The organism is Enterobacter sp. E1, from assembly GCF_016809815.1.
Lineage (GTDB): Bacteria > Pseudomonadota > Gammaproteobacteria > Enterobacterales > Enterobacteriaceae > Enterobacter > Enterobacter adelaidei.
The window spans coordinates 220,136-243,743 of the sequence record NZ_JAFBJM010000003.1 but is presented as its reverse complement, the minus strand read 5'-3'; the positions used below and the strand labels follow the sequence as shown (position 1 = coordinate 243,743).

Genomic DNA, 23,608 nt, shown 5'->3' with positions numbered 1-23,608 from the left:
CCTCTGACAATGAATTTACAGCATCACTTTCTTATTGCCATGCCTGCTCTCCAGGATCCGATTTTTCGCCGCGCCGTGGTTTATATTTGCGAATACAACGAAGACGGTGCGATGGGTATCATCATCAACAAACCGCTGGAAAACCTCCAGGTTGAGGGGATTCTGGAAAAGCTGAAAATTTCGGCTGAAGCCCGCCTGCCGGAAATCCGGCTTGATAAACCGGTGATGCTGGGCGGACCGCTTGCAGAAGATCGTGGTTTTATCCTGCACACGCCGCCTGAGTTCTCTTCCAGTATTCGAATCTCTGATAATACCGTCATCACAACCTCACGCGACGTGCTCGAAACGCTGGGAACTGCAGAGCAGCCTTCTGAAGTACTGGTGGCGCTGGGCTACTCGTCATGGGAAAAAGGTCAGCTTGAGCAAGAGCTTCTCGATAACGCCTGGCTTACGGCACCTGCGGACATGAATATCCTGTTTAAAACCCCTATCGCCGATCGCTGGCGTGAGGCGGCGAAACTGATTGGCATTGATATTCTGACCATGCCTGGCGTAGCGGGGCATGCCTGATGAGTGGAACACTTCTGGCCTTCGATTTTGGTACGAAAAGCATCGGTGTCGCCGTGGGTCAGCGCATCACGGGCACTGCCCGTCCGCTAACGGCTCTGAAGGCCAACGACGGCACGCCTGACTGGAATCTGATTGAGCGTCTGCTCAAAGAGTGGCAGCCGGATGATGTTATCGTTGGACTACCGCTGAATATGGATGGTACAGAGCAGCCACTGACCGCCAGAGCGCGGAAGTTTGCCAATAAAATCCATGGCCGCTTTGGCGTCTCCGTGAAGCTTCACGACGAGCGTCTTAGCACTGTCGAAGCGCGTGCGGGTCTGTTTGAGCACGGGGGTTTCCGGGCGCTCAACAAAGGCAGCGTAGACTCTGCTTCTGCCGTCATCATTCTCGAAAGCTATTTCGAACAGGGCTACTGAGCACAGGGAGCCTGAAGTCGCCCCTGTGCCCGCCTCTCTGCCAGGCTCTGGTCAAAGTTCTGCATCCCCGTTTGTTGACCGGTTTGAATGATGCCGGGCAGTTGCCATGTTTTTCCTTCACGAATGAGATTCGCCGCGGCAGCGGTATTCACCAGTAGCTCATACAGCGCCACGCGACCGCCCTGTAGATCGGGGAGTAGCTTTTGCGCCAGCACCGCCCGCAGGCTGCCGGCCAGTTGATTACGCACCGGATCTTTTTCCTGAGCCGGGAACGTATCGACCAGCCGTTCAATCGCCTGGGATGCACCGCGCGTATGCAATGTTGCCAGCACCAGATGCCCGGTTTCAGCCGCCGTCAGCGCCAGGCGGATCGTTTCGCTGTCGCGCAGTTCCCCCAGCAGAATAATGTCAGGATCCTCGCGTAACGCGCTACGTAGCGCCTCGGCGAATGACGGACTGTGTTGGCCAATCTCTCGCTGCTGTATCAGGCAGCGTTCACTCTGGTACATAAACTCCACCGGATCTTCGAGCGTCAGGATATGGCCGTCAGTATTGCGGTTGAGAAAATCGACCATCGCCGCCAGCGTGGTGGATTTGCCGCTGCCGGTCGCCCCCGTGACCAGAATCAATCCGTTGTCGTTCGTTAGCAGTTCCGGCACAGCCCGTGGTACTCCCAGCGAAGAGAGTTGCGGACAGCTTCGCGGCAACAGCCGTAGCGTCACAGAGACCCCCTTCATCTGTTTAAAGGCACTGCCGCGTAAACGCTGGCCTCCTGCAATGGTTACGGCAAAATCCACCTGCCCGTTTGCCCACCAGGCTCCTTGCTGCTCATCGTTGAGCCATGCTTTTAGCAATGACTCGACATCAGGGGGCGGAAACGGTGCCGGTTCAAGACGGCCTAATCTGCGCCATCGGGGTGGTGAATCACTGCACAGGTGTAGATCGGAGACATTATGCTTTACACTAAGGGCCACAATTTCTTCCACATCCATAGACTACTCCTCGGAAAATGAACGACATTGCGCATAACCTGGCACAGGTCCGGGACAAAATCTCAGCTGCAGCAACACGTTGCGGCCGTGCTTCAGAAGAAATTACGTTACTTGCAGTCAGCAAAACTAAGTCTGCGAGCGCCATCGCAGAAGCAATTGATGCTGGCCAGCGGGCGTTTGGCGAAAACTATGTGCAGGAAGGCGTGGATAAAATTCGCGACTTCCAGGAACAGGGGGTTACGGATCTGCAATGGCACTTTATTGGTCCACTGCAGTCGAACAAAAGCCGACTGGTCGCTGAACACTTCGACTGGTGTCATACCATTGACCGTCTGCGCATCGCTACCCGCCTGAACGAGCAGCGTCCGGCTGAAATGCCCGCTCTTAATGTGCTGATTCAGGTCAACATCAGTGACGAAAACAGCAAGTCCGGCATTACTCTGGACGAACTGGATGCGCTGGCGGCTGAAGTCGCCGCATTGCCGCGTTTAACCCTGCGTGGGCTGATGGCAATACCGGCGCCTGAGTCAAGTTATGAAAGGCAGTTTGCCGTGGCACAGCAAATGGCTGTAGCATTTGAGGCGCTTAAATCGCGCTATCAAACGGTAGACACGCTTTCTCTGGGCATGTCGGATGATATGGAAGCCGCCATCGCGGCAGGCAGCACTATGGTGCGCATCGGTACGGCAATTTTCGGTGCGCGCGACTACTCAAAATAATAAGGAAACCTGAGGAACGCCATGAAGACGTTGACTTTCCTGCTCTCAACGGTCATTGAGCTGTATACGATGGCGCTTTTGCTGCGCGTCTGGATGCAGTGGGCCCGTGTTGATTTTTACAACCCATTCTCGCAGTTTGTCGTGAAAATCACGCAGCCTGTTGTCGGACCGCTGCGTCGTATTATCCCGGCAATGGGTCCCATCGACAGCGCTTCTGTGCTGGTGGCGTTTATTCTGAGCATTATCAAAGCGATTGTGCTGTTTATGGTCATCACCTTCCAGCCGATTATCTGGATTGCAGCGGTATTGATTCTGATTAAAACCGTCGGTCTGCTGATCTTCTGGGTGCTGCTGGTCATGGCAATCATGAGCTGGGTGAGCCAGGGTCGTAGCCCGGTGGAGTACGCGCTGATGCAACTGGCCGAACCTCTGCTGCGCCCGATCCGTAACCTGCTTCCGTCTATGGGCGGCATCGATTTTTCCCCAATGATCCTGGTTCTGCTGCTCTACGTGATCAACATGGGCATCGCAGAGCTGTTACAGTCCACGGGCGATATGCTGCTGCCGGGGCTGTGGATGGCGCTATGAGCGCAGTAAGCACCTGCGCTGACGGGCTGGTTTTGCGGCTGTATATTCAGCCGAAAGCCAGCCGCGACAGTATTGTTGGACTGCATGGCGACGAGTTAAAAGTCGCCATCACTGCCCCACCCGTTGACGGCCAGGCGAACGCGCATTTGACCAAATATCTGGCAAAACAGTTTCGCGTGGCTAAAAGCCAGGTCATCATCGAAAAAGGCGAACTTGGGCGGCATAAACAGGTAAAAATCCTCAACCCGCAATCTATCCCGACGGAAGTCGCGGCTCTGACAGAACAGGACTAAACCATGCAGAAAGTTGTTCTCGCGACCGGTAATGCCGGTAAAGTACGCGAGCTGGCCTCGCTATTAAATGATTTTGGGCTGGATGTGGTTGCCCAGACCGAACTCGGTGTTGATTCCGCCGAAGAGACAGGCCTGACGTTTATCGAAAACGCGATCCTGAAAGCGCGCCATGCCTCGCAGATAACGGGCCTGCCCGCAATTGCCGATGATTCCGGTCTTGCCGTGGATTTTCTCGGTGGCGCGCCGGGGATCTACTCCGCGCGCTATTCTGGCGTAGATGCAACCGACCAGCAGAATCTGGAAAAGCTGCTTGTTGCACTGAAAGATGTGCCTGCCGAACAGCGTACCGCGCAGTTCCACTGTGTGCTGGTGTATATGCGTCATGCGGAAGACCCAACCCCCATCGTCTGCCACGGTAGCTGGCCGGGTGTGATTACCCGTGAAGCAGCAGGCAATGGCGGCTTTGGTTATGACCCGATTTTCTTTGTCCCGTCTGAGGGTAAAACCGCGGCGGAACTGACCCGTGAAGAGAAAAGCGCGATATCCCACCGTGGACGCGCACTGAAATTGTTACTGGAAGCGTTACGTAATGGCTAATTTGCCACCTCTGAGTCTTTATATTCACATCCCGTGGTGCGTGCAGAAATGTCCGTACTGCGATTTCAACTCGCACGCGCTGAAAGGTGAAGTGCCACACGATGACTACGTTGCACATCTGCTGGCCGACCTGGATACCGATGTACCTTACGCACAGGGACGTGAAGTTAAGACCATTTTTATTGGTGGCGGTACACCGAGCCTGCTGTCAGGTCCGGCGATGCAAACGCTGCTGGACGGCGTGCGTGCTCGCCTGAACCTGGCAACGGATGCTGAAATCACGATGGAAGCCAACCCCGGTACCGTTGAGGCTGACCGTTTTGTCGATTATCAACGTGCGGGCGTTAACCGTATCTCCATCGGCGTGCAGAGCTTTAGCGAACCGAAGTTAAAACGTCTGGGGCGCATTCACGGCCCGGAAGAGGCGAAGCGTGCGGCAAAGCTGGCGACAGGGCTGGGCCTGCGCAGCTTTAACCTCGATCTGATGCACGGCCTGCCGGACCAGTCGCTGGACGAGGCCCTGGACGATTTACGCCAGGCGATTGAGCTGAACCCACCGCACCTGTCGTGGTACCAGCTCACCATTGAGCCGAACACGCTGTTTGGTTCCCGCCCGCCGGTACTGCCGGATGACGACGCGCTGTGGGATATCTTCGAGCAGGGCCATCAGCTTCTGACCGCTGCGGGCTACCAGCAGTATGAAACGTCCGCGTACGCGAAGCCGGGCTACCAGTGTCAGCACAACCTGAACTACTGGCGCTTTGGCGACTATCTGGGGATTGGCTGCGGCGCGCACGGCAAGGTGACTTTCCCGGACGGGCGTATTCTGCGCACGGCCAAGACTCGCCACCCGCGTGGGTATATGGAAGGCCGCTACCTGGAGCGTCAGCATGACGTCGAGGCGGCGGATAAGCCTTTTGAGTTCTTTATGAACCGCTTCCGTCTGCTGGAAGCCGCGCCACGTAAAGAGTTCGAACTCTACACCGGCCTGCCGGAAGCGGTGATTCGTCCGCAGATTGACGAAGCGCTGGCGCAGGGGTATCTGACCGAGTGTGATGAATACTGGCAAATCACCGAGCACGGCAAACTGTTCTTAAACTCTCTTCTTGAGCTGTTCCTCGCTGAAGATCCCTGAAGGCTGATTCAGGATTTTGCATCCCGTTCTGCCAGCTGAGGGAAAGGCTGGCATGTCATTCGATTCTGGAACAACGAACTCTGGAATGACGAAGAGGCGGTGTTAGAAAAGATCCCTGAAACACTGAAAATGCTGCAACCCTCACCCCGGGCTGTACACCCTGAAAGGGAGAGGGTTAGGGTGAGGGGAAATTACTTCAACGTCCCCACCAGCGCCTTCCGACTATCTTCCAGCGACACCACGCGTTTACACACGTCTTTGCCGAACTGCTGGAAATCATCTTCCTGGTTCTTCCACTCGTTCTGAATTGAGGTCTGCAGACCGCCCAGACTGCCCAGCACGCCCTGAAGCGGGTTACCGCCGCCCTTCAGCACCGCTTTAGCACCCATCTCGTTGATACTGTCCTGCAGAATGCCGCCCATCGCCTGGTTCACCAGTTGCTGCCCGTCAGCACGGACCTGATCAATCGCTTTGTAGTGGAACGTCAGGCCATCGGTGCGATGCTCAATAATACGGTTCATCTGCTCTTTCAGCTGTTTATCGAGCTTTGTCAGGCGGGAGCGCATATTACTGCTCTCACCCACTTCTTTGGTAATGATCTTGTCCAGCGCAACGCGACTTTTCTCAACGCGTGTCAGAGCGCCCTGGTCAATCCACGGCAGCGCGGTACGCAAATCGGACTGGTAGTCTTTCGCCTGCTCACGCTGCGCGGCAGTCAGGTTGTACACCTTGCCATTAAACGTCACGTTACCATCCGGCGTAATCACCAGATCGCCATTTTCGCCTTTGACCTGCACGGTTTGCGGGCTTAACACCACGTCATCACGCGGGGTGACGCTACATTTGTAATCCGCATGGGCGGTGAATCCGGTTGCCATCAAAGCAACAGCCAGCAACGTTTTGCGCATCTTAAACACTCCCTCAGACAAAATGGGCCAGCTAATGCTGGCCCTTGACTTCTTTATTAGTCCCACCAAACGTCGAAAAGTTCGCTGACGCGGACATCTTCCAGTTTGTGGTCCTCAAGCCATTTGCGTACCAGAGCCTGATGTTCTTCGGTGCATTTACCCACTTCCTGGGTGCAGATCAGACCTTCCCATGCCAGGTAGCCGCTACCGTCGAAGGCCAGTTTGTTAGGTTCGATCACGTCATTGATAAACGCATCTACGTCCTGATCGATCTGTTCTACACTGGTGCCTTCCGGGAAACGCCACGCAACGGAGAAACCCACTTCCTGGAATTCTTCGATGTGCATTTTTTTACGCAGACGACGGCTACGATTCTTTGCCATTATTTCACCCTCTCGAACATTAAGTCCCATACACCGTGGCCAAGACGATGGCCACGCTGTTCAAATTTCGTTACCGGACGCGAATCCGGACGCGGTACATAGTCATTGCTTTCAGACTGGTTTTTATACCCGTCCAGCGAAGACATTACTTCCAGCATATGTTCCGCATAAGGTTCCCAGTCGGTCGCCATGTGGAAGACACCGCCCAGTTTTAACTTACTTTTCAGCAGCTCCGCAAACGGAGCCTGAACGATACGGCGTTTATTATGACGTGCTTTGTGCCATGGGTCAGGGAAAAAGAGCTGAACCATGTTCAAAGAATTGTCAGGAATCATTTTGTGCAGCACTTCCACCGCGTCGTGACACATCACGCGCAGGTTCTCAACGCCCTCTTCATGAGCCGTTGCCAGGCATGCACCTACGCCAGGCGAGTGTACTTCAATGCCGAGGAAGTTCTGCTCAGGGCGGGCTTTGGCCATGGCCACCAGCGAGGTCCCCATACCAAAACCAATCTCAAGCGTCACAGGCGCTTCGCGGCCAAACAGCTCGGCAAAATCGACAGGCTGTTCTGTGAACTCAACGCCCATCACCGGCCAGTAGTTGTCCAGCGCATGTTGCTGCCCTTTAGTCAGGCGACCCTGACGGCGGACAAAGCTGCGAATACGGCGCAGCGGGCGACCGTTTTCATCAAATTCCGGTGAAATGACGTCGTTTTTCATAAAAGAGTTGTCTGCTTGTGAGAATGTTCGGGAAACGGGCATTATCCAAAGTTAAGGCTTCTATGCAAGCATGGGAAAGATCCGGTTTACAGCAGATTGACGCTGTGCTGCAATCTGCGTCCCTGATTATGCGAATCGATGACCATGCAAGCCTCTCAATTTTCAGCCCAGGTGCTGGACTGGTACGACAAATACGGGCGTAAAACCCTGCCCTGGCAAATTGAAAAAACGCCTTACAAAGTATGGCTCTCCGAGGTGATGTTGCAACAAACGCAGGTCGCCACGGTGATTCCTTATTTTGAGCGTTTTATGGCGCGTTTCCCGACGGTGACCGATCTGGCCAATGCGCCGCTGGACGAAGTGCTACACCTGTGGACGGGGCTTGGCTATTACGCCCGCGCACGCAACCTTCACAAGGCCGCACAGCAGGTCGCGACGCGCCACAACGGACAATTTCCGGAAACTTTCGACGAGGTGGCAGATTTGCCTGGCGTCGGACGATCAACCGCAGGTGCCATTCTCTCGTTGTCACTCGGCAAACATTTCCCGATCCTCGACGGTAACGTAAAACGCGTACTGGCACGCTGCTATGCCGTCGATGGCTGGCCAGGGAAGAAGGACGTTGAAAAACGGCTCTGGGAGATCAGTGAAGACGTGACCCCAGCCAAAGGCGTTGAGCGTTTTAACCAGGCGATGATGGATCTCGGCGCAATGGTCTGCACGCGCTCGAAACCGAAATGCGAACTCTGCCCGGTCAATAATCTCTGCGTGGCGTATGCCAACCATTCATGGGCGCAGTATCCGGGCAAGAAACCTAAGCAGACGCTGCCGGAGCGCACGGGCTATATGTTGTTGATGCAACACGGCGACGAAGTCTTCCTCGCCCAGCGTCCACCGAGCGGTTTGTGGGGTGGTCTGTACTGTTTCCCACAGTTTGAAGATGAAGATTTGCTGCGCGAATGGCTTAAAAAGCGCGGGATTGCTGCCGATAATCTGACGCAACTGACCGCGTTTCGCCACACCTTTAGCCATTTCCATCTGGATATTGTTCCGATGTGGCTTCCCGTGTCCTCATTCACCTCATGCATGGATGAAGGCACTGCTCTCTGGTATAACTTAGCGCAACCGCCATCAGTCGGACTGGCGGCTCCCGTGGAGCGCCTGTTACAGCAATTACGTGCCGGTGCAATGGTTTAGCATCGGCTAAAAAAGAGGAATGAGTATGGCCAGAACGATTTTTTGTACTTTCCTGCAGCGTGACGCTGAAGGCCAGGACTTCCAGCTTTATCCGGGCGATCTGGGTAAGCGCATTTATAACGAAATATCCAAAGAAGCCTGGGGACAGTGGCAGAAAAAACAGACCATGCTGATCAACGAGAAAAAACTCAGCATGATGAACCCGGAACACCGCAAGCTGCTGGAGCAGGAGATGGTGAGCTTCCTGTTTGAAGGCAAAGACGTACACATCGAAGGCTATACGCCGCCGGAAAAATAACAGCGCGCGGGGATGCCCCCGCCGTTAAAGCAAACACAACACGCACTCCCGGAATGATGAAAAAACTTTTAGCGCTAGCCCTTGTTGCGCCGTTGCTTGTCTCGTGTTCGTCAAAAAAAGGCGAAGATTACAACGAAGCCTGGATCAAGGACACCAACGGTTTTGACATTTTGATGGGGCAGTTTGCCCACAACATCGAGAATATATGGGGATTTAACGAAGTTCTTATTGCCGGACCTAAGGACTACGTTAAGTACACCGACGCTTATCTGACCCGTAGCCACATCAACTTTGATGAAGGTACGATCACGATAGAGACCATCGCAGGTACGGATCCGGCGGCACGGTTAAGGCAGGCAATTATCAAAACCCTGCTGATGGGTGACGATCCAGGCTCTATCGATCTCTACTCCGATGCCGACGATATTACGATCTCGAAAGAGCCGTTCCTGTACGGTCAGGTGGTCGATCAGACCGGACAGCCAATCCGCTGGGAAGGTCGCGCCACAAAATTTGCTGACTATCTGCTGCAGACCCGTCTGAAAAGCCGCTCAAACGGCCTGAAGATTATCTACAGCATCACCATCAACCTCGTCCCGAACCACCTCGACAAGCGTGCGCATAAGTACCTGGGAATGGTGCGTCAGGCCTCACGTAAATATGGTGTGGATGAGTCGCTGATCCTGGCGATCATGCAAACGGAATCTTCTTTTAACCCATACGCGGTAAGTCGTTCCGATGCTCTGGGGCTGATGCAGGTTGTGCAACACAGCGCCGGTAAAGATGTCTTCCGTGCTCAGGGGAAATCCGGCACACCAAGCCGCGGTTATCTGTTCGACCCACAGAGCAACATTGATACCGGCACAGCTTACCTGGCCATGCTCAACAATGTGTACCTGGGCGGAATTGATAACCCGACGTCACGTCGTTATGCGGTGATTACTGCGTATAACGGTGGTGCGGGCAGCGTGCTGCGCGTGTTCTCGAATGACAAGGTTCAGGCCGCAAACATCATCAACAGCATGGCGCCGGGGGATGTCTACTCAACCCTCACCACTCGCCACCCGTCTGCGGAATCCCGCCGCTATCTGTATAAGGTGAATACGGCACAGAAAAACTACCGCCGCCGTTGATCAACACACCTTCTCCTAAACGGAGAAGGTGTTCTGTTTCCCCCACCCATACGAAAATGTTATTTGCATCACAATCCAAACTGCAAATTAATGTGGATTGCATTTTTTTGCGGGAGGTAACAAAACATATCGTTGCCAACTGATAGAATTGCATCAAATAACAACCCTGAATGTTCCCAAAACAACATATCTCCCGCTCACTTGTGAGGAAAGTAACATGAACCTTAAGCTGCAGCTTAAAATATTGTCGTTTCTGCAGTTCTGCCTGTGGGGTAGCTGGCTGACTACGCTCGGCTCCTATATGTTTGTGACGCTCAAGTTCGATGGCGCGTCAATCGGTGCCGTATACAGCTCGCTCGGTATTGCGGCTGTTTTCATGCCAACGCTGCTGGGTATCGTGGCGGATAAGTGGTTAAGTGCGAAATGGCTGTACATGCTTTGCCATCTGGTAGGCGCGGGGACGCTGTTTATGGCAGCCCAGGTAACCACGCCGGGGGCGATGTTCATGGTGATCCTGCTTAACTCGCTGGCCTACATGCCAACGCTTGGGCTGATCAACACCATCTCCTACTACCGCCTGAAATCCAATGATATGGATATCGTGACCGATTTCCCGCCAATCCGTATCTGGGGCACCATCGGCTTTATTATGGCGATGTGGGGCGTGAGCTTCGCAGGCTTCGAACTGAGCCATATGCAGCTCTATATCGGTGCAGCGCTCTCCGTGGTGCTGGCGATCTTCACCCTGACGCTGCCGCATATTCCGGTCTCAAACCAGCAGAAAAACCAGAGCTGGAGTACCATGCTCGGCCTGGACGCGTTCGCGCTGTTCAAAAACAAACGCATGGCGATCTTCTTTATCTTCTCCATGCTGCTGGGAGCTGAGCTGCAGATCACCAACATGTTTGGCAACACCTTCCTGCACAGCTTCGATAACAACCCGCTGTTCTCTGGCAGCTTTATCGTTGAACATGCGTCAGTGATGATGTCCATCTCTCAGATCTCTGAGACGCTGTTCATCCTGACCATCCCGTTCTTCCTGAGCCGCTACGGCATCAAGAACGTGATGCTTATCAGTATCGCGGCGTGGATGTTGCGCTTCGGTCTGTTCGCCTATGGCGACCCAAGCCCGTTCGGTACCGTGCTGCTGGTTCTGTCGATGATTGTTTACGGCTGTGCCTTCGACTTCTTCAACATCTCCGGTTCGGTGTTTGTGGAAAAAGAGGTGAAGCCTGAAATCCGCGCCAGTGCGCAGGGCATGTTCCTGATGATGACCAACGGCTTCGGCTGTATTCTGGGTGGTGTGGTGAGCGGTAAAGTGGTTGAGATGTATACCACTAACGGCATCACCAACTGGCAGCCAGTGTGGCTCATCTTCGCAGCATATTCGCTGGTGCTGTTCTTCGCGTTCATCGCGCTGTTCAAGTACAAGCACGTCCGCGAAGCACACGGTACACAGCCGATAGCGCATTAATCGTTATCCCCTCTCCTTTCAGGAGAGGGGTAATTTCGACAACACCCATCCCACCGATAATAAATCCGCGCTGCCGCCCGGACTCAGATTGCGTTCAATCAATGCCTTATCCATTCGAAGCAACGCCTCGCGATCCCAGCCGTTCACCAGTAATTCGCGCGCATAGCCCTGCACATAGCGCAGCCCCTCAATGCCGCCACGCGACACCAGATTGCTGTCCTGATTAATCGTCATCAGGCGTAACAGCAGGCCGTGAAGTGACAGTCCGTTCCACTGCGCCAGCGCCTTACGCACCGTAGCAAAGCCGCTTTCTGCCTCACCGCGCGCGCCGGTTAAGCCATACTGCTTAAACTGACGCTCTCCCGCCGTCGCCTGTCCGCTGCGGGCGAGCAGCTCCCGCGACACCATCCCACTGCAGATGTTACTGACCTCACAGCAGAGGCTTTCTGGGGAGACATTTTTCACACGTCCGGCGGCATAGCACAGTAAACCCAGGGCAAAAATCCCGCCTTTGTGCGTGTTCACCCCGTTCGTCGCGGCGTACATCGCCTGCTCGCAGGCCATTCCCATCGGGCGAATAATCCGTAACTGTTCATCTGCGGGCCTATCTGCATGCGCGTTACCGAGTTCTGCAAAGCGCGAAAACCACGGCGTAATCGCCGCAATACTGCGGACAAACAGCGCGTGGTCCATATCGCGATGGGAACCGTTATTGAGTTTGTCCACCAGCCCCGGCTTGGGCGTCAGTTCCAGCTCCTGCCACAACGCGGCTTCGGCAAGCGCAGGCACGTCAGCCTGGCGCGGTTTAGTCGCGAGCAAACCAGTCATCGATCATCTTCTCCACGCGAGCCGTCACCTGTTCAACAGGATGATTTCGCGAACGGGAACAGGCGTGAGCAGGTTCGTCACAAATCAGGCAGCGACGCAGATTCGCGCCTAACGATACCCGTCCAACATGGCCGTTATGGGGGCAAATCACATCCAGATCCCAGAGCCTGCCAAGCGGATGCGTCTGTTCCAGCTCTGCACAGTGGGCTTTCATTTCCGCCGCCTGATGGGCCACGCACCACAGCGCCTCTGGCCCTGTCGGCAGCCATAAAACCTGACGGTCGAGCACCTGCCAGCGGTTTTCCCACAGCAGCTGGTCACACATTTGCAGTGCCACGCCCATCGTATTGCGATAACGCAGGCTGTCTTTGATTTCGCCCGGCGTGACCAGGGTGAGTGAAATCACCGGTTGTTGATAGTGTGCAAGCCAGTCCGCCTGGCGTGCTGCGCGGCGCTCTTTTGCCGCCAGCAATGCATCCAGGCTGACACCCGCCTGCACGGGTGTCGCAATGGTCATGGTTACTCCTTAACTTGCCTTACGGTGTCGATCACACTGCCGTCGCGGTAGCGGATCACACCCACAATTTTGTCGGTAAATTCAATCGCTTTTGGCACGCCTGTCAGCGAGATAGCCCGTTCGTACAGCGCGTCGATATCGACGATTTTCAGCCCGGCCTCAAGCAGACGCTCGCGAATCTCCGGGCGCGCCGGATTGACCGCAATACCGTGGTCAGTGACTAAAACATCAATGCACTCCCCTGGCGTCAGGCGAGTGGTCACGCGCTTCACCACCGTCGGAATGCGGCTTCGCAACAGCGGTGCCACCACAATCGTCAGGTTCGCCGCGGCAGCCACATCGCAGTGCCCGCCAGATGCCCCGCGCATTACCCCGTCAGAGCCGGTGATCACGTTAACGTTAAAATCGACGTCAATTTCCAGGGCGCTCAGGATCACGACATCAAGCTGGTCACAACATGCCGCTTTGCTGCCCGGATTGGCGTAAACGTTGGTGGAGATCTCTACGTGATTCGGGTTGCGCGCCAGCGATGCCGCGGCCTGTCCGTCAAAGCACTGGGTATCGAGCAGCTTTTCAATCAGCCCTTTTTCGTGCAGATCCACCAGGCTGCCGGTGATGCCGCCGAGCGCAAAACGTGCCTTCACGCCGCTGCGCTCCATCTTCTCTTCCATAAAGCGCGTGCAGGCGGTGGCCGCCGCGCCGGAGCCGGTCTGCATCGAGAAGCCTGGTTTGAAGTAGCCGGAGTGCTCAATCACATCTGCCGCATAACGGGCAATCATCAGCTCGCGCGGATTGCTGGTGACGCGCGCCGCGCCGACGCTAATTTTCGCCGGATCGCCCACGCTCTCGACCTGCACAATGTAGTCCACCTGGTCCTGCACCAGACTGGCCGGCATATTGGGGAACGGCACCAGCTCTTCGGTCAGCAGTACTACCTTGCTGGCAAAGTGCGCGTCCACCATGGCGTAGCCCAGCGAGCCGCAGCTCGATTTGCCGTGCGTGCCGTTGGCATTGCCGAACTCATCGCTGCATGGCACGCCAAGGAACGCCACGTCGATGTTCAGTTCGCCGTCCTGCAACAGCTTCACGCGCCCACCGTGGGAGTGAATTTGCACCGGCTCGTCCATCAGGCCGTGAGAGATGGCATCTGCCAGCCTGCCACGCATCCCGGAGGTGTAAATTCGGGTGATCACGCCGCGTTCAATATGTTCAATCAACGCATCGTTGCAGGTCATCAGTGAGCTGGAGGCCAGGGTCAGGTTTTTGAAACCCATCTTCGCCAACAGTGCCACGACGTTATTGATCACCCGGTCGCCTTCGCGAAACGCATGGTGAAACGAAATGGTCATCCCGTCCTGCAAGCCGCTACGTAACACGGCCTCTTCAACGGAAGCACACAGTTTACGGGTATGTTTTTCTTCTGGATTGTTCAGCCACGGCGTCGCGCTGTGGGCGGTATCAAACGGTTTTAAGTCCCGCAGATGGGGAAAATTCACATGGAGCAGTTCTGTCTGATTCATTATCTCATCCTTAACGACGCACGCCGGAAGCCGCCGCGCGTTCCAGCACCACCTGCGCGTGGTTAATAATCGGTGCATCCACCATTTTGCCATTGAGCGACACCACGCCCAGCCCGTTGCGCTCGCCCTCTTCTGCCGCTTCAATCACCCGCTTCGCGTGATCCACCTCTTCCTGCGTCGGGGCATAAGCGTTATGCAGCAGGTCGATCTGGCGCGGGTTAATCAGCGATTTGCCGTTAAAGCCCATCTTGCGGATCAGATCGACCTCGCGCAGGAACCCGGCCTCGTCGTTAACGTCTGACCACACCACGTCGAAGGCGTCGATGCCTGCCGCACGAGCGGCGTGCAGCACGGCACAGCGGGCGTAGAACAGCTCGGTGCCGTCGCCGCGCTCGGTCTGCATATCCATCACGTAGTCAAAGGCGGCCAGCGCGATACCGATCAAGCGCGGAGAGCTGCGGGCAATTGCCACGGCGTTAATCACACCAATGGCTGACTCTATGGCCGCCATCACACGGGTAGAACCGACCTCGCGCCCGCATTCTTGCTCAATGCGCTCCAGGTGGCCTTCCAGTTCGTAGATGTCATCCGGAGTATCGGTTTTCGGCAGACGGATCACGTCCACGCCAGCCCGCACGGCGGCTTCCAGATCCAGCAAGCCAAACGGCGTGCTCAGCGGGTTAATGCGCACCACGGTTTCGATATCCTGGTACATCGGGTGCTGCAACGCGTGGAACACCAGCATGCGGGCGGTGTCTTTCTCGCGCAGAGCGACGGCGTCTTCAAGGTCAAACATGATGGAGTCAGGACGGTAGATAAACGCGGTTGAGAGCATGGCGGCGTTAGCACCAGGCAGGAACAGCATGCTGCGACGGAGTTTGCTCATTTCAGCGCCCCCCAGTTGATAGCCTGTTCATCCGCAGCACGCAGGAGTGCGCTCTGCAGGCGGGCGCGGATCACGCAGTCCAGCGCCCCTTTATCTTCAATAATGATTAATCCCTGGTGCACGTTCATAGCGCGCAATGTGTCGTTGACCACCTGGCGGATCTGCTCGCCAAACTGCTTAATCACTTCACTGTGGATGACAACCTCCAGCTCGCCGTGAGCGGGAGCGATTTTCACCATCAGGTCGCTGGACTCCTGTGTTCCGGCCAGCGCCTCCCTAACAATTTTCATGATAAATTCCTGGTAATTAAGCGACTTCCGCACTCGCACGGTAATGCGTTTCGAGATGCGCGAAGGTGGAGTCCGGAACAATGTCCCGGATCCGGGAAAACTGCTGTGTCTTGAGTAAGCGGCGTACTTCTGACGCCGAAATAGCGTTACCGGTGGCCTTGATGCGCGGCATCTCCACCACCTCGATATGCGTGGCCAGCAGGTCGTGCAGCGTCTGGTTGTACTGACGGGTGATGTCGCAAAATGGCTCCGAGCCGATGAAGCGATGGGTAATCCCCAGTGCCGGAGCGATGAAGTCACGGAAGATCAGCACGTCGATTTCGCTCCACGCCTGCTGCACTTTGCCGGTCTCCTTCAGGAAATAGGCCGGGAAGGTGGCGCGGGAGATGATGTACTGCGAGCCTTCATGCACCACCACGTTCGGCAGATGCGCCACGCCCGCCCGCACCATCTCGATGCGTGCGCAGAAGGGGAAGAACGAGGCGTCTTCGCGCACCACGAACAGATGCAGGGCGTTACACTGCGCTGCCGCCTGCTCCACCAGATGGCGGTGCCCGAGGGTGAACGGATTGGCGTTCATTACGATCGCGCCAATCTTCTCCCCGTTCTGGCGTTGACACCTCAGCGAACGACAGTAGCGCTCAATCCCCTGCGGGGTGTTCTCCATCAGTACGGCGTTGTTGCCGCTCTGGGCAATCGGCCAGAAACCGCTGCGGGCAAAGCGCTCCCTGTTACACGGGCGGGTGCAGAGGAAGAGGTGAAAATGGCCGCGCTCCAGCGCCGCATTTTGCACCTCTGCCAGCAGGCGCGCGCTGAGGTTCTCGCCACGAAGCTGCTCGTTTACGGCCACACACTTGATGACGTTAGCAGCGAGCCCGGCGCAACCCACCAACTGCGAGCCGGACCAGGCTTCGACAAACAGCTCAATGTCGTTGTCCAGGCCAAGGCCGCTGTCTGCCAGCAGGTAACGGATCTGGCTTAAGCGTTCCGGGTGTTTCGCCACGAGGGTGTGGCGAAAATCAATGGGTTGCGATTGCATACTGCCGCCTTACTTAGTGTGCTACCGCAAGCCCGGTGGCTGGCGCTTCCATGATCACATTGCTCAGATGACCGATATGCTCGATCTCCACCTCAATGCGATCGCCCTCTTTCATAAACAGCGGCGGGTTACGTTTTTTACCCACACCGCCAGGGGAGCCGGTGATGATCACATCGCCAGGGCTGAGGCGGGTAAAGGTGCTGATGTACTCGATCAGCTCCGCCACCTTGTGGATCATGCTGCTGGTATTGTCCTCCTGCACCATACGGCCGTTCAGCCAGGTGCGGATCGCCAGCTGATGCGGGTCCGGGATCTCATCGGCCGTCGCCATCCATGGGCCAAATGCGCCGGTCTGACGCCAGTTTTTCCCGGCGGTAAACCAGGTGTGCTGCCAGTCGCGGGCGGAGCCGTCCATGTAGCAGCTGTAACCGGCCACATGGCGCAGGGCGTCGTCACGGCTGATGTTCTCCCCGCCTTTACCGATGATCACCGCCAGCTCGCCTTCATAGTCAAATTCGCTGGAATGGCGCGGTTTCAGTACCGGCTCGTTGTGGCCGGTCTGGGAATCCGGGAAGCGTACAAACAGCGTCGGGGCCGGGTTATGCTGGTCAAACTCCTTGCGCTTATCGGCGTAGTTCATGCCCACGCAGAGGATTTTTTCCGGTTGCTCAATCACCGGTAAGAAGGTGATGGCATTCAGAGGTACATCCACGGCATCGTTCAGATAACGGGTGGCCTGCGCCAGCCCGTTGCCCTGCAACAGCGCTTTAAGGTCGCTGTAGCGGTCGCCCAGACGGCGACCTAAATCAATCACACCTTCGGCCTGCACGATGCCGTAGCTGCGTTTTCCCTGGTATACAAAGCTTGCGAGTTTCATTGTTCTTTCCTGAAAACTTAAACGAGGAAGTTGCCCAGAATCAGCAGTGAGATAGAGACGTTAATCGCGCCGCCGATACGGGTTGCAATCTGGGCGAATGGCATCAGGCTCATACGGTTACCTGCGGTCAGGATCGCCACATCGCCGGTACCGCCCTGGCCGCTCTGGCAGCAGGAGACGATGGCGACATCAATCGGGTGCATACCAATCTTTTTGCCGACGAAGAAACCGGTCGCCACCAGTGCAGAAACAGTGCTGACGATAACTAACAGGTTGCTCACGGTGAACGCGGCCACCAGCTCATGCCACGGGGTGATCGCCACGCCAACGGCGAAGAGAATCGGGTAAGTTACTGAGGTCTGGAAGAATTTGTAGACCACCTGAGAACCTTCCAGCAGGCGCGGAGAAGCACCGTTGCACAGCTTCACCAGTACCGCCATAAACAGCATGCCAACCGGTGCAGGCAGACCAATCAGTTTGTGACCGAGCATCCCCAGCATGTAGAGCAATACCGCCAGCAGCGCGCCAGAAGCAATCGTGGTGACATCCGCTTTACCGGAGAAGGCAGGTTGAGAGACGGAGGTATCCGCATTGGCGCGGTTTGGCATCAGTTGGCCTTCACCAGTCAGGTGTGGGTAGCGTTTACCCAGTTGGTTCAGGCAGCCGGAGATAATGATCGCCGTCAGACCACCGAGCATCACCATCGGCAACACGCGACCGAGCGCCACGCCCTGGTCCATATGCAACAGGGTGGCATAACCGATAGAGAGCGGGATCGCCCCTTCCCCAACGCCGCCCGCCATAATCGGCAGAATGATAAAGAAGAAGATCTGGAATGGCTCAAGACCCAGCGCCAGACCGACGCCCATCCCCACCAGCATGCCGACGATTTCGCCGCACAGCATCGGGAAGAAGATGCGCAGGAAGCCCTGAATCAGTACCGTGCGGTTCATACTCATGATGCTGCCGACAATGATGCAGCAGATGTAGAGATAGAGAATGTTGGTAGATTTGTAGAACTTGGTCGTGGACTCGACCACCACATCCGGCAGCAGGCCGTAATAGACCAGCGCGGAAGGGATAAAGGTGGCGCAAATCGCCGCCGCGCCCAGCTTGCCGACAATCGGCAGGCGTTTGCCAAACTCGCCGCAGGCAAAGCCAAAGAAAGCCAGCGTCGCCACCATTACCACGATATCACTCGGCAGTTTCCCGCCCAGACAATCAATCGCAATCAGCGCACCAGCAAGAATGAACAGTGGCAGAGGAATAATCCCGATTTTCCAGGTATCCATAATATGCCACCAGCGCTCTTTGAGCGAAGGTCGCTGAATTTCAATCGGGTCGTGGGTAACAGAGAAAGAATCGTCAGTTGTGCTCATAATAAGCCCCTTGGTTATTTTGTGCGTTCAGCTTAGAGTCACAAAGGCTTACTTTATGTGAGGAATGGCATATTAAAAGCGAAGTTTTAATGGCAGCTATGGTTTTAATGGTTTCTTTTATTTAATGTGATTTACACCTTATTTATTATCGTGGTTTTTATGGTTTCTTTTCCGATTTGAACAAACAAATAACATTTGTTTGCGCGCTCTGAAGCGCATAAGTCTTCCGGATAAATCTTTTACAACCCCTGTTGTGCAAGGGATCACAAGTTTTCGGCAAAGCGGCCATCCACTAGAGAAAAGATGATATATTGGCTTTCTTTGTTGCTACCTCGCGTGATAGTTATGAAAGTATCTTTCCAGATCAAGCTGTTTATTTCGCTGGTTGCCTTTTTCTCAGTGCTTTTCGCGTTACTGGGCGGATATTATTATGTCGACGTCGGTAAACAGCTTTATCAGGAAATGAGTGCGCGAGCCAAAATACAGGCAGAAGAAATTGCGATTATTCCTACATTACGTGATGAAGTTGAACAAAAAGATATCAAAAGCATTCACGACTTTATGCAGAAAATAGCTTCACACAGTGACGCCAGCTTTATTGTGATTGGAGATAATAAGGGACAGCACCTTTTTCATTCCGTTTTTGCTGACAGAGTTGGTACTACGCTGGTTGGCGGAGACAACGAAGCCGTTTTGCAGGGAAAAAGTACCATCACCATCCGTAAAGGAGGGTTGGGCATTTCGCTACGCAGTAAAGCCCCCATTTTCAACGATGCCGGGCAGGTAGTGGGCATTGTTTCGGTAGGCTATCTCACCAGCTACCTTGATACCGTTACCGTCAGTAAAGTCGTCAATATCCTGATTGCCGCCGTGCTGTTGTTGATGGCCCTCTTCATCTTCTCCTGGTTCTTTACCCGCAGCATTAAGAAGCAGATTTTCTCCCTCGAACCGCGAGAAATCGGTCTGCTGGTGCGGCAGCAAAAGGCGATGATGGAGTCTATTTATGAAGGGGTGATTGCCATTGACGATCGGCGGCGCATTGAAGTGATCAACCAGGCAGCGCGCAAGCTGCTGGGTCTGAGCCAGCCGGCCCGCGAACTGCGCGGACAGCTGATAAGCCAGGTGATCGATCCGGTCCCGTTCTTCGACACCCAGACGATGCTGGCGAAAGATACCCACGACGAGATTTGCCGTTTTAACGATCTCACGGTGATTGCCAGCCGGGTGCACATCATGCTTGAGGGGTCGCTGCAGGGTTGGGTGATCACGTTCCGCGATCGCAATGAAATAGACTCGCTGAGCGCCCAGCTCAGCCAGGTAAAACGCTATGTAGATAACCTGCGCATTATGCGCCACGAGCAGTTAAACCGGATGACGACCTTGTCCGGCCTGCTGCATATGGGACGCTATGAAGAGGCGATTGGCTACATTCAGGCGCAGTCTGAACACGCCCAGGAGTTGCTGGACTTTATCTCCTCTCGCTTCAGCTCTCCAACTCTGTGCGGTCTGCTGCTGGGGAAAGCCGCCCGCGCGCGGGAGAAAGGTGTTGAACTGAGTTTCGACCCGGCCTGTCGACTGGACAGACCGTTCCTGCCCCTTGGGGAACAAGAGCTGATTTCAATTATTGGTAACCTGCTGGATAACGCCATTGAAGCGACGCAGCGGTCGCCACTGCCCCACGCGCCGGTGGAGGTACTGATTAAGCTCAGCGAACAGGAGCTGATTATTGAAGTGGCGGACCAGGGCGTGGGCATTCAACCGGAGATCCGTGACAGGATATTTGAACGCGGTATCACCACCAAAACGCGCGGCGATCATGGGATTGGCCTGTATCTGATCGAAAGCTATGTTACGCAGGCTGGCGGCGCGATAGAAGTTGCCGATAATACCCCGCGCGGCGCCATTTTCTCCTTGTTTATCCCGGCCACGGGAACCGCCCGGCAACTGGAAAACACCGACTATGCAACATGAACTTATCGACGTACTGATTGTGGAAGACGAGAACGAGCTGGCGCAGCTGCACGCGGAGCTGATAGGCAAGCATCCGCGTCTGAGGCTGGTGGGCATTGCCTCGTCGCTGGCTGCAGCCCAGGCGGAGCTTGAAAGCAAACAGCCGCAGCTCGTACTGCTGGATAACTACCTGCCTGATGGCAAAGGTATCTCGCTTATCAATAACCCTATGCTCGCCCGTGCCAACTGCTCGGTGATTTTCATCACCGCCGCCAGCGATATGGACACCTGCAGCCAGGCGATTCGTAATGGCGCGTTCGACTACATCCTCAAACCCGTCTCCTGGAAGCGGCTCAGCCAGTCGCTGGAGCGGTTTGTCCAATTCGCCGAGCAACAGCGCGTCTGGAAGATTGTCGACCAGCAAAACGTCGATTCGCTTTATCAGCTACAGGCGAAAAACTACCGCCAGGACAACGGCAGCAAAGGCATTGAGGAAAATACGCTGGCGCGGGTTCAGGCGCTGTTTAACGATCAGGCCACACACTGTTTTTCAGTCGATGAGGTGGTACAGGAAACCGGGTTAAGTAAAACTACTACCCGGCGCTATCTGGAGCACTGTGTGGAAGCGGGGTTTCTGACGGTGGAGATGCTGTACGGCAAGATTGGGCACCCGAGGAGGATGTACAGGCGTAGTGCGGTTTGATGAAATGTGCCCTCTCCCACAGGGAGAGGGTTAGGGCGAGGGCAACAGCCTGCACTATCTCAACACATACCCATACAGCCGCTTGATCCCATCGGCATCCTTCTCGCTGTACACACCCTGAAGTTCCGGCGAGAAGCCCGGCAGCAGGTTAATGCCCTCCTCCAGCGCCAGGAAGTAACGCTGTACCGCCCCGCCCCAGATTTCACCCGGTACCACGCACAGTACGCCTGGCGGGTATGGCAGCGCCCCTTCGGCAGCAATGCGTCCTTCTGCATCTCGTATGCGCACCAGCTCTACGTTACCGCGAATATACGCCTGGTTGGCATCCTGCGGATTCATCACCACCTCCGGCAGGCTCTCCTTGCGGAACATCGCCTTCTGCAAATCCTTCACGTCGAAGCTGACGTAGAGATCGTGCATCTCCTGACACAGCTGTCGGAGCGTATAATCCCGATAGCGCACCGGGTATTTCTGGAAGATCGTCGGCAGCACGTCAGCCAGCGGCGTATCGTCTTCGATATGCTGTTCAAACTGCCCCAGCATCGCCACCAGCTGCGCCAGCTTCTCGCTGCTTTCGGCGGGCGTCAGCAGGAACAGGATCGAGTTGAGATCGCATTTCTCCGGTACGATGCCGTTTTCACGCAGGTAGTGTGCCAGAATCGTCGCCGGGATCCCGAAATCCGTGTACTCCCCCGTTTCTGCATCAATGCCCGGCGTGGTCAGCAGCAGCTTGCACGGGTCGACAAAGTACTGCTCGCGGGCATACCCCTCAAACCCGTGCCATTTGGCACCCGGTTCAAAGCTGAAGAAGCGCAGCTCACTGGCAATGGCATGCGTCGGATGATCCTGCCACGGCCGCCCCGCCACCACTGGTGGGATAAACGGTTTGATCATATGACAGTTGGCAATGATTGCCTTGCGCGCTTCAATACCCAGCTCGACGCACTCCGCCCACAGCCTGCGTCCGCTTTCCCCTTCGTGGATCTTGGCATTCACATCCAGCGCTGCGAACAGCGGATAAAATGGACTGGTGGAGGCATGCAGCATAAACGCATTGTTCAGCCGCTTGTGCGGACAGAAACGAGCCTGGCCGCGGATATGGTTATCCTTTTTATGGATCTGCGACGTTTGCGAGAACCCGGCCTGCTGTTTATGCACCGACTGGGTCACGAAAATGCCCGGATCGTTCTCGTTCAGCTCCAGTAACAGCGGGGATGTTTCCGCCATCATCGGAATAAATTGCTCGTAGCCCACCCAGGCCGAGTCAAAAAGGATGTAGTCACACAGATGACCGATCTTGTCGATCACCTGACGGGCGTTGTAGATCGTCCCATCGTAGGTGCCAAGCTGAATGATCGCCAGGCGGAATGGACGCGCCTCGTCGGCTTTCTCCGGAGCCGCCTCGCGGATCAGGTCCCGCAAATAAGCGTCATTAAAGCAGTGCTCGTCAATCCCGCCAATAAAACCAAACGGGTTACGTGCAGCCTCCAGATAAACCGGCGTGGCCCCCGCCTGGATCAGCGCCCCGTGGTGGTTAGATTTATGGTTGTTGCGATCAAAAAGCACCAGGTCGCCGCGGGTCAACAGCGCGTTGGTCACGACCTTGTTGGCCGCCGACGTACCGTTCAGCACAAAGTAGGTTTTATCCGCGTTGAACACTTTTGCCGCGAACTTTTGCGCGTGCTTAGCGGACCCTTCGTGGATCAAAAGATCGCCCAGTTTCACATCAGCATTGCACATATCGGCGCGGAACACGTTCTCACCAAAAAAATCATAGAACTGTCGTCCTGCGGGGTGTTTTTTGAAAAATGCACCGTGCTGGTGTCCCGGGCAGGCAAAGGTGCTGTTGCCCATTTCCACATACTGGCTCAGGGTGTCGAAAAAGGGTGGCAACAGATTCTCTTCATAACGGCTGGCAGCAGTTTCCAGTTCCAGAAACTCCTGAGCTTTTCCCGAGATAACCGCGGTGGCGCCGTCAGGTACATCCGTTGGCTCCTGAGAGAAAATAAACACCGGTAGCTGAAAGCCCGTGCGTTTCAGCAGTGCAAGAATGCCGCTGCGACTTTCAGCTGTTGTGATGACGACTGCCGCCACATCGGTGAAATCAGTATTGTCCAGCGTCACCTTTTCACGGTGCGTAGACACAGAAGAGAGCAGCTCGCGGCTGACGGCGATTTTCATGGTTTTCATAAGCGCA

General features: G+C 55.5%; 26 protein-coding genes and 1 pseudogene. 14 read left to right on the top strand and 13 right to left on the bottom strand.

What is annotated here, in order from left to right:
* The first annotated feature begins 9 nt into the window (after positions 1 to 9).
* Together JGF26_RS10220 and ruvX are read left to right on the top strand one after the other, a co-directional pair.
* The gene (locus tag JGF26_RS10220; protein ID WP_028018381.1) at positions 10 to 570 is read left to right on the top strand and encodes a YqgE/AlgH family protein; all 561 of its coding nucleotides are present in this window, start codon (positions 10 to 12) and stop codon (positions 568 to 570) included.
* Complete coding sequence (gene ruvX, locus JGF26_RS10215) at positions 570 to 986, top strand: Holliday junction resolvase RuvX (RefSeq protein ID WP_006811925.1); 417 nt, start codon at positions 570 to 572, stop codon at positions 984 to 986. The genes JGF26_RS10220 and ruvX overlap by 1 nt, the downstream gene beginning before the upstream one ends.
* Here the strand turns inward: ruvX and JGF26_RS10210 are convergent.
* On the bottom strand, positions 980 to 1,978 hold the full coding sequence (locus tag JGF26_RS10210; protein ID WP_128347280.1) for a type IV pilus twitching motility protein PilT: 999 nt from the start codon (positions 1,976 to 1,978) through the stop codon (positions 980 to 982). The genes ruvX and JGF26_RS10210 overlap by 7 nt on opposite strands.
* Before the next feature lie 17 nt (positions 1,979 to 1,995).
* Between JGF26_RS10210 and JGF26_RS10205 the strand changes: the two genes are divergently transcribed.
* The 6 genes and pseudogenes from JGF26_RS10205 to JGF26_RS22390 all read left to right on the top strand — a co-directional run.
* On the top strand, positions 1,996 to 2,697 hold the full coding sequence (locus JGF26_RS10205) for a YggS family pyridoxal phosphate-dependent enzyme (protein WP_134707922.1): 702 nt from the start codon (positions 1,996 to 1,998) through the stop codon (positions 2,695 to 2,697).
* Positions 2,698 to 2,718: 21 nt separating this feature from the next.
* The gene (locus JGF26_RS10200) at positions 2,719 to 3,285 is read left to right on the top strand and encodes a YggT family protein (RefSeq protein ID WP_028018384.1); all 567 of its coding nucleotides are present in this window, start codon (positions 2,719 to 2,721) and stop codon (positions 3,283 to 3,285) included.
* Positions 3,282 to 3,578, top strand: coding sequence for a DUF167 family protein YggU (yggU, locus tag JGF26_RS10195; protein WP_014885193.1), 297 nt, complete (start codon positions 3,282 to 3,284; stop codon positions 3,576 to 3,578). The genes JGF26_RS10200 and yggU overlap by 4 nt, the downstream gene beginning before the upstream one ends.
* Positions 3,579 to 3,581: 3 nt before the next feature.
* Positions 3,582 to 4,175: an XTP/dITP diphosphatase gene (locus JGF26_RS10190; RefSeq protein ID WP_028018386.1), complete on the top strand. Its 594-nt coding sequence runs from the start codon at positions 3,582 to 3,584 to the stop codon at positions 4,173 to 4,175.
* Positions 4,168 to 5,310 (top strand): radical SAM family heme chaperone HemW, encoded by a 1,143-nt coding sequence (gene hemW / locus JGF26_RS10185; RefSeq protein ID WP_134707923.1) that lies wholly within the window; start codon positions 4,168 to 4,170, stop codon positions 5,308 to 5,310. Before JGF26_RS10190 ends, hemW begins: the two co-directional genes overlap by 8 nt.
* A 42-nt stretch (positions 5,311 to 5,352) precedes the next feature.
* Positions 5,353 to 5,460: pseudogene (locus JGF26_RS22390) on the top strand (DUF559 domain-containing protein); the annotation flags it as partial.
* 41 nt (positions 5,461 to 5,501) lie between these two features.
* Here JGF26_RS22390 and JGF26_RS10175 read toward each other — a convergent pair.
* Genes JGF26_RS10175 through trmB form a run of 3 tightly spaced genes read right to left on the bottom strand, consistent with a single transcriptional unit; the run spans position 5,502 to position 7,320 of the window.
* Positions 5,502 to 6,218, bottom strand: coding sequence for a DUF2884 domain-containing protein (locus JGF26_RS10175; RefSeq protein ID WP_028018389.1), 717 nt, complete (start codon positions 6,216 to 6,218; stop codon positions 5,502 to 5,504).
* Positions 6,219 to 6,274: 56 nt separating this feature from the next.
* Complete coding sequence (locus tag JGF26_RS10170; protein ID WP_014885198.1) at positions 6,275 to 6,601, bottom strand: YggL family protein; 327 nt, start codon at positions 6,599 to 6,601, stop codon at positions 6,275 to 6,277.
* Complete coding sequence (gene trmB, locus JGF26_RS10165) at positions 6,601 to 7,320, bottom strand: tRNA (guanosine(46)-N7)-methyltransferase TrmB (RefSeq protein WP_049004955.1); 720 nt, start codon at positions 7,318 to 7,320, stop codon at positions 6,601 to 6,603. Before trmB ends, JGF26_RS10170 begins: the two co-directional genes overlap by 1 nt.
* 144 nt (positions 7,321 to 7,464) lie before the next feature.
* Between trmB and mutY the strand changes: the two genes are divergently transcribed.
* From mutY to JGF26_RS10145, 4 genes are all read left to right on the top strand, one after another.
* Positions 7,465 to 8,517, top strand: a complete 1,053-nt coding sequence (mutY, locus tag JGF26_RS10160; protein ID WP_176691075.1) for an A/G-specific adenine glycosylase — start codon at positions 7,465 to 7,467, stop codon at positions 8,515 to 8,517.
* Positions 8,518 to 8,542: 25 nt separating this feature from the next.
* Positions 8,543 to 8,815 carry an oxidative damage protection protein gene (locus JGF26_RS10155; RefSeq protein WP_023309138.1) on the top strand — a complete coding sequence of 91 codons (273 nt, stop codon included), beginning with the start codon at positions 8,543 to 8,545 and terminating at the stop codon, positions 8,813 to 8,815.
* Between the two features lie 56 nt (positions 8,816 to 8,871).
* Positions 8,872 to 9,948 (top strand): membrane-bound lytic murein transglycosylase MltC, encoded by a 1,077-nt coding sequence (gene mltC, locus JGF26_RS10150; protein WP_128347275.1) that lies wholly within the window; start codon positions 8,872 to 8,874, stop codon positions 9,946 to 9,948.
* A 217-nt stretch (positions 9,949 to 10,165) separates the two neighbouring features.
* Positions 10,166 to 11,422: a nucleoside permease gene (locus tag JGF26_RS10145; RefSeq protein ID WP_028018393.1), complete on the top strand. Its 1,257-nt coding sequence runs from the start codon at positions 10,166 to 10,168 to the stop codon at positions 11,420 to 11,422.
* An 18-nt stretch (positions 11,423 to 11,440) separates the two neighbouring features.
* Here the strand turns inward: JGF26_RS10145 and citG are convergent, their stop codons facing one another.
* From citG to JGF26_RS10105, 8 genes are read right to left on the bottom strand one after another with little or no spacing between them, the layout of a single operon-like run.
* Positions 11,441 to 12,250: a triphosphoribosyl-dephospho-CoA synthase CitG gene (gene citG, locus JGF26_RS10140; protein WP_134707924.1), complete on the bottom strand. Its 810-nt coding sequence runs from the start codon at positions 12,248 to 12,250 to the stop codon at positions 11,441 to 11,443.
* Positions 12,228 to 12,767 (bottom strand): citrate lyase holo-[acyl-carrier protein] synthase, encoded by a 540-nt coding sequence (gene citX / locus JGF26_RS10135; RefSeq protein WP_134707925.1) that lies wholly within the window; start codon positions 12,765 to 12,767, stop codon positions 12,228 to 12,230. Before citX ends, citG begins: the two co-directional genes overlap by 23 nt.
* Positions 12,768 to 12,769: 2 nt before the next feature.
* A complete protein-coding gene (gene citF, locus JGF26_RS10130) occupies positions 12,770 to 14,287 on the bottom strand; it encodes a citrate lyase subunit alpha (RefSeq protein ID WP_134707926.1) in 1,518 nt (505 codons plus the stop codon).
* Between the two features lie 10 nt (positions 14,288 to 14,297).
* Positions 14,298 to 15,173, bottom strand: coding sequence for a citrate (pro-3S)-lyase subunit beta (gene citE / locus JGF26_RS10125; protein WP_023306921.1), 876 nt, complete (start codon positions 15,171 to 15,173; stop codon positions 14,298 to 14,300).
* Positions 15,170 to 15,463 (bottom strand): citrate lyase acyl carrier protein, encoded by a 294-nt coding sequence (citD, locus tag JGF26_RS10120; RefSeq protein WP_025760234.1) that lies wholly within the window; start codon positions 15,461 to 15,463, stop codon positions 15,170 to 15,172. Before citD ends, citE begins: the two co-directional genes overlap by 4 nt.
* Positions 15,464 to 15,479: 16 nt before the next feature.
* On the bottom strand, positions 15,480 to 16,502 hold the full coding sequence (gene citC, locus JGF26_RS10115; RefSeq protein ID WP_134707927.1) for a [citrate (pro-3S)-lyase] ligase: 1,023 nt from the start codon (positions 16,500 to 16,502) through the stop codon (positions 15,480 to 15,482).
* A 13-nt stretch (positions 16,503 to 16,515) separates the two neighbouring features.
* On the bottom strand, positions 16,516 to 17,379 hold the full coding sequence (locus JGF26_RS10110; RefSeq protein ID WP_128347270.1) for a fumarylacetoacetate hydrolase family protein: 864 nt from the start codon (positions 17,377 to 17,379) through the stop codon (positions 16,516 to 16,518).
* Between the two features lie 17 nt (positions 17,380 to 17,396).
* Positions 17,397 to 18,758 carry a 2-hydroxycarboxylate transporter family protein gene (locus tag JGF26_RS10105; protein WP_128347269.1) on the bottom strand — a complete coding sequence of 454 codons (1,362 nt, stop codon included), beginning with the start codon at positions 18,756 to 18,758 and terminating at the stop codon, positions 17,397 to 17,399.
* Between the two features lie 345 nt (positions 18,759 to 19,103).
* Here JGF26_RS10105 and JGF26_RS10100 point away from each other — a divergent pair, with 345 nt between their 5' ends.
* Complete coding sequence (locus tag JGF26_RS10100; RefSeq protein WP_049004964.1) at positions 19,104 to 20,729, top strand: sensor histidine kinase; 1,626 nt, start codon at positions 19,104 to 19,106, stop codon at positions 20,727 to 20,729.
* Complete coding sequence (locus JGF26_RS10095) at positions 20,719 to 21,411, top strand: response regulator (RefSeq protein WP_134707928.1); 693 nt, start codon at positions 20,719 to 20,721, stop codon at positions 21,409 to 21,411. Before JGF26_RS10100 ends, JGF26_RS10095 begins: the two co-directional genes overlap by 11 nt.
* A gap of 54 nt (positions 21,412 to 21,465) precedes the next feature.
* Here the strand turns inward: JGF26_RS10095 and JGF26_RS10090 are convergent, their stop codons facing one another.
* Entirely contained in the window at positions 21,466 to 23,601 is a 2,136-nt protein-coding gene (locus tag JGF26_RS10090; RefSeq protein ID WP_134707929.1) for an ornithine decarboxylase, read from the bottom strand.
* Between the last annotated feature and the right edge of the window lie 7 nt (positions 23,602 to 23,608).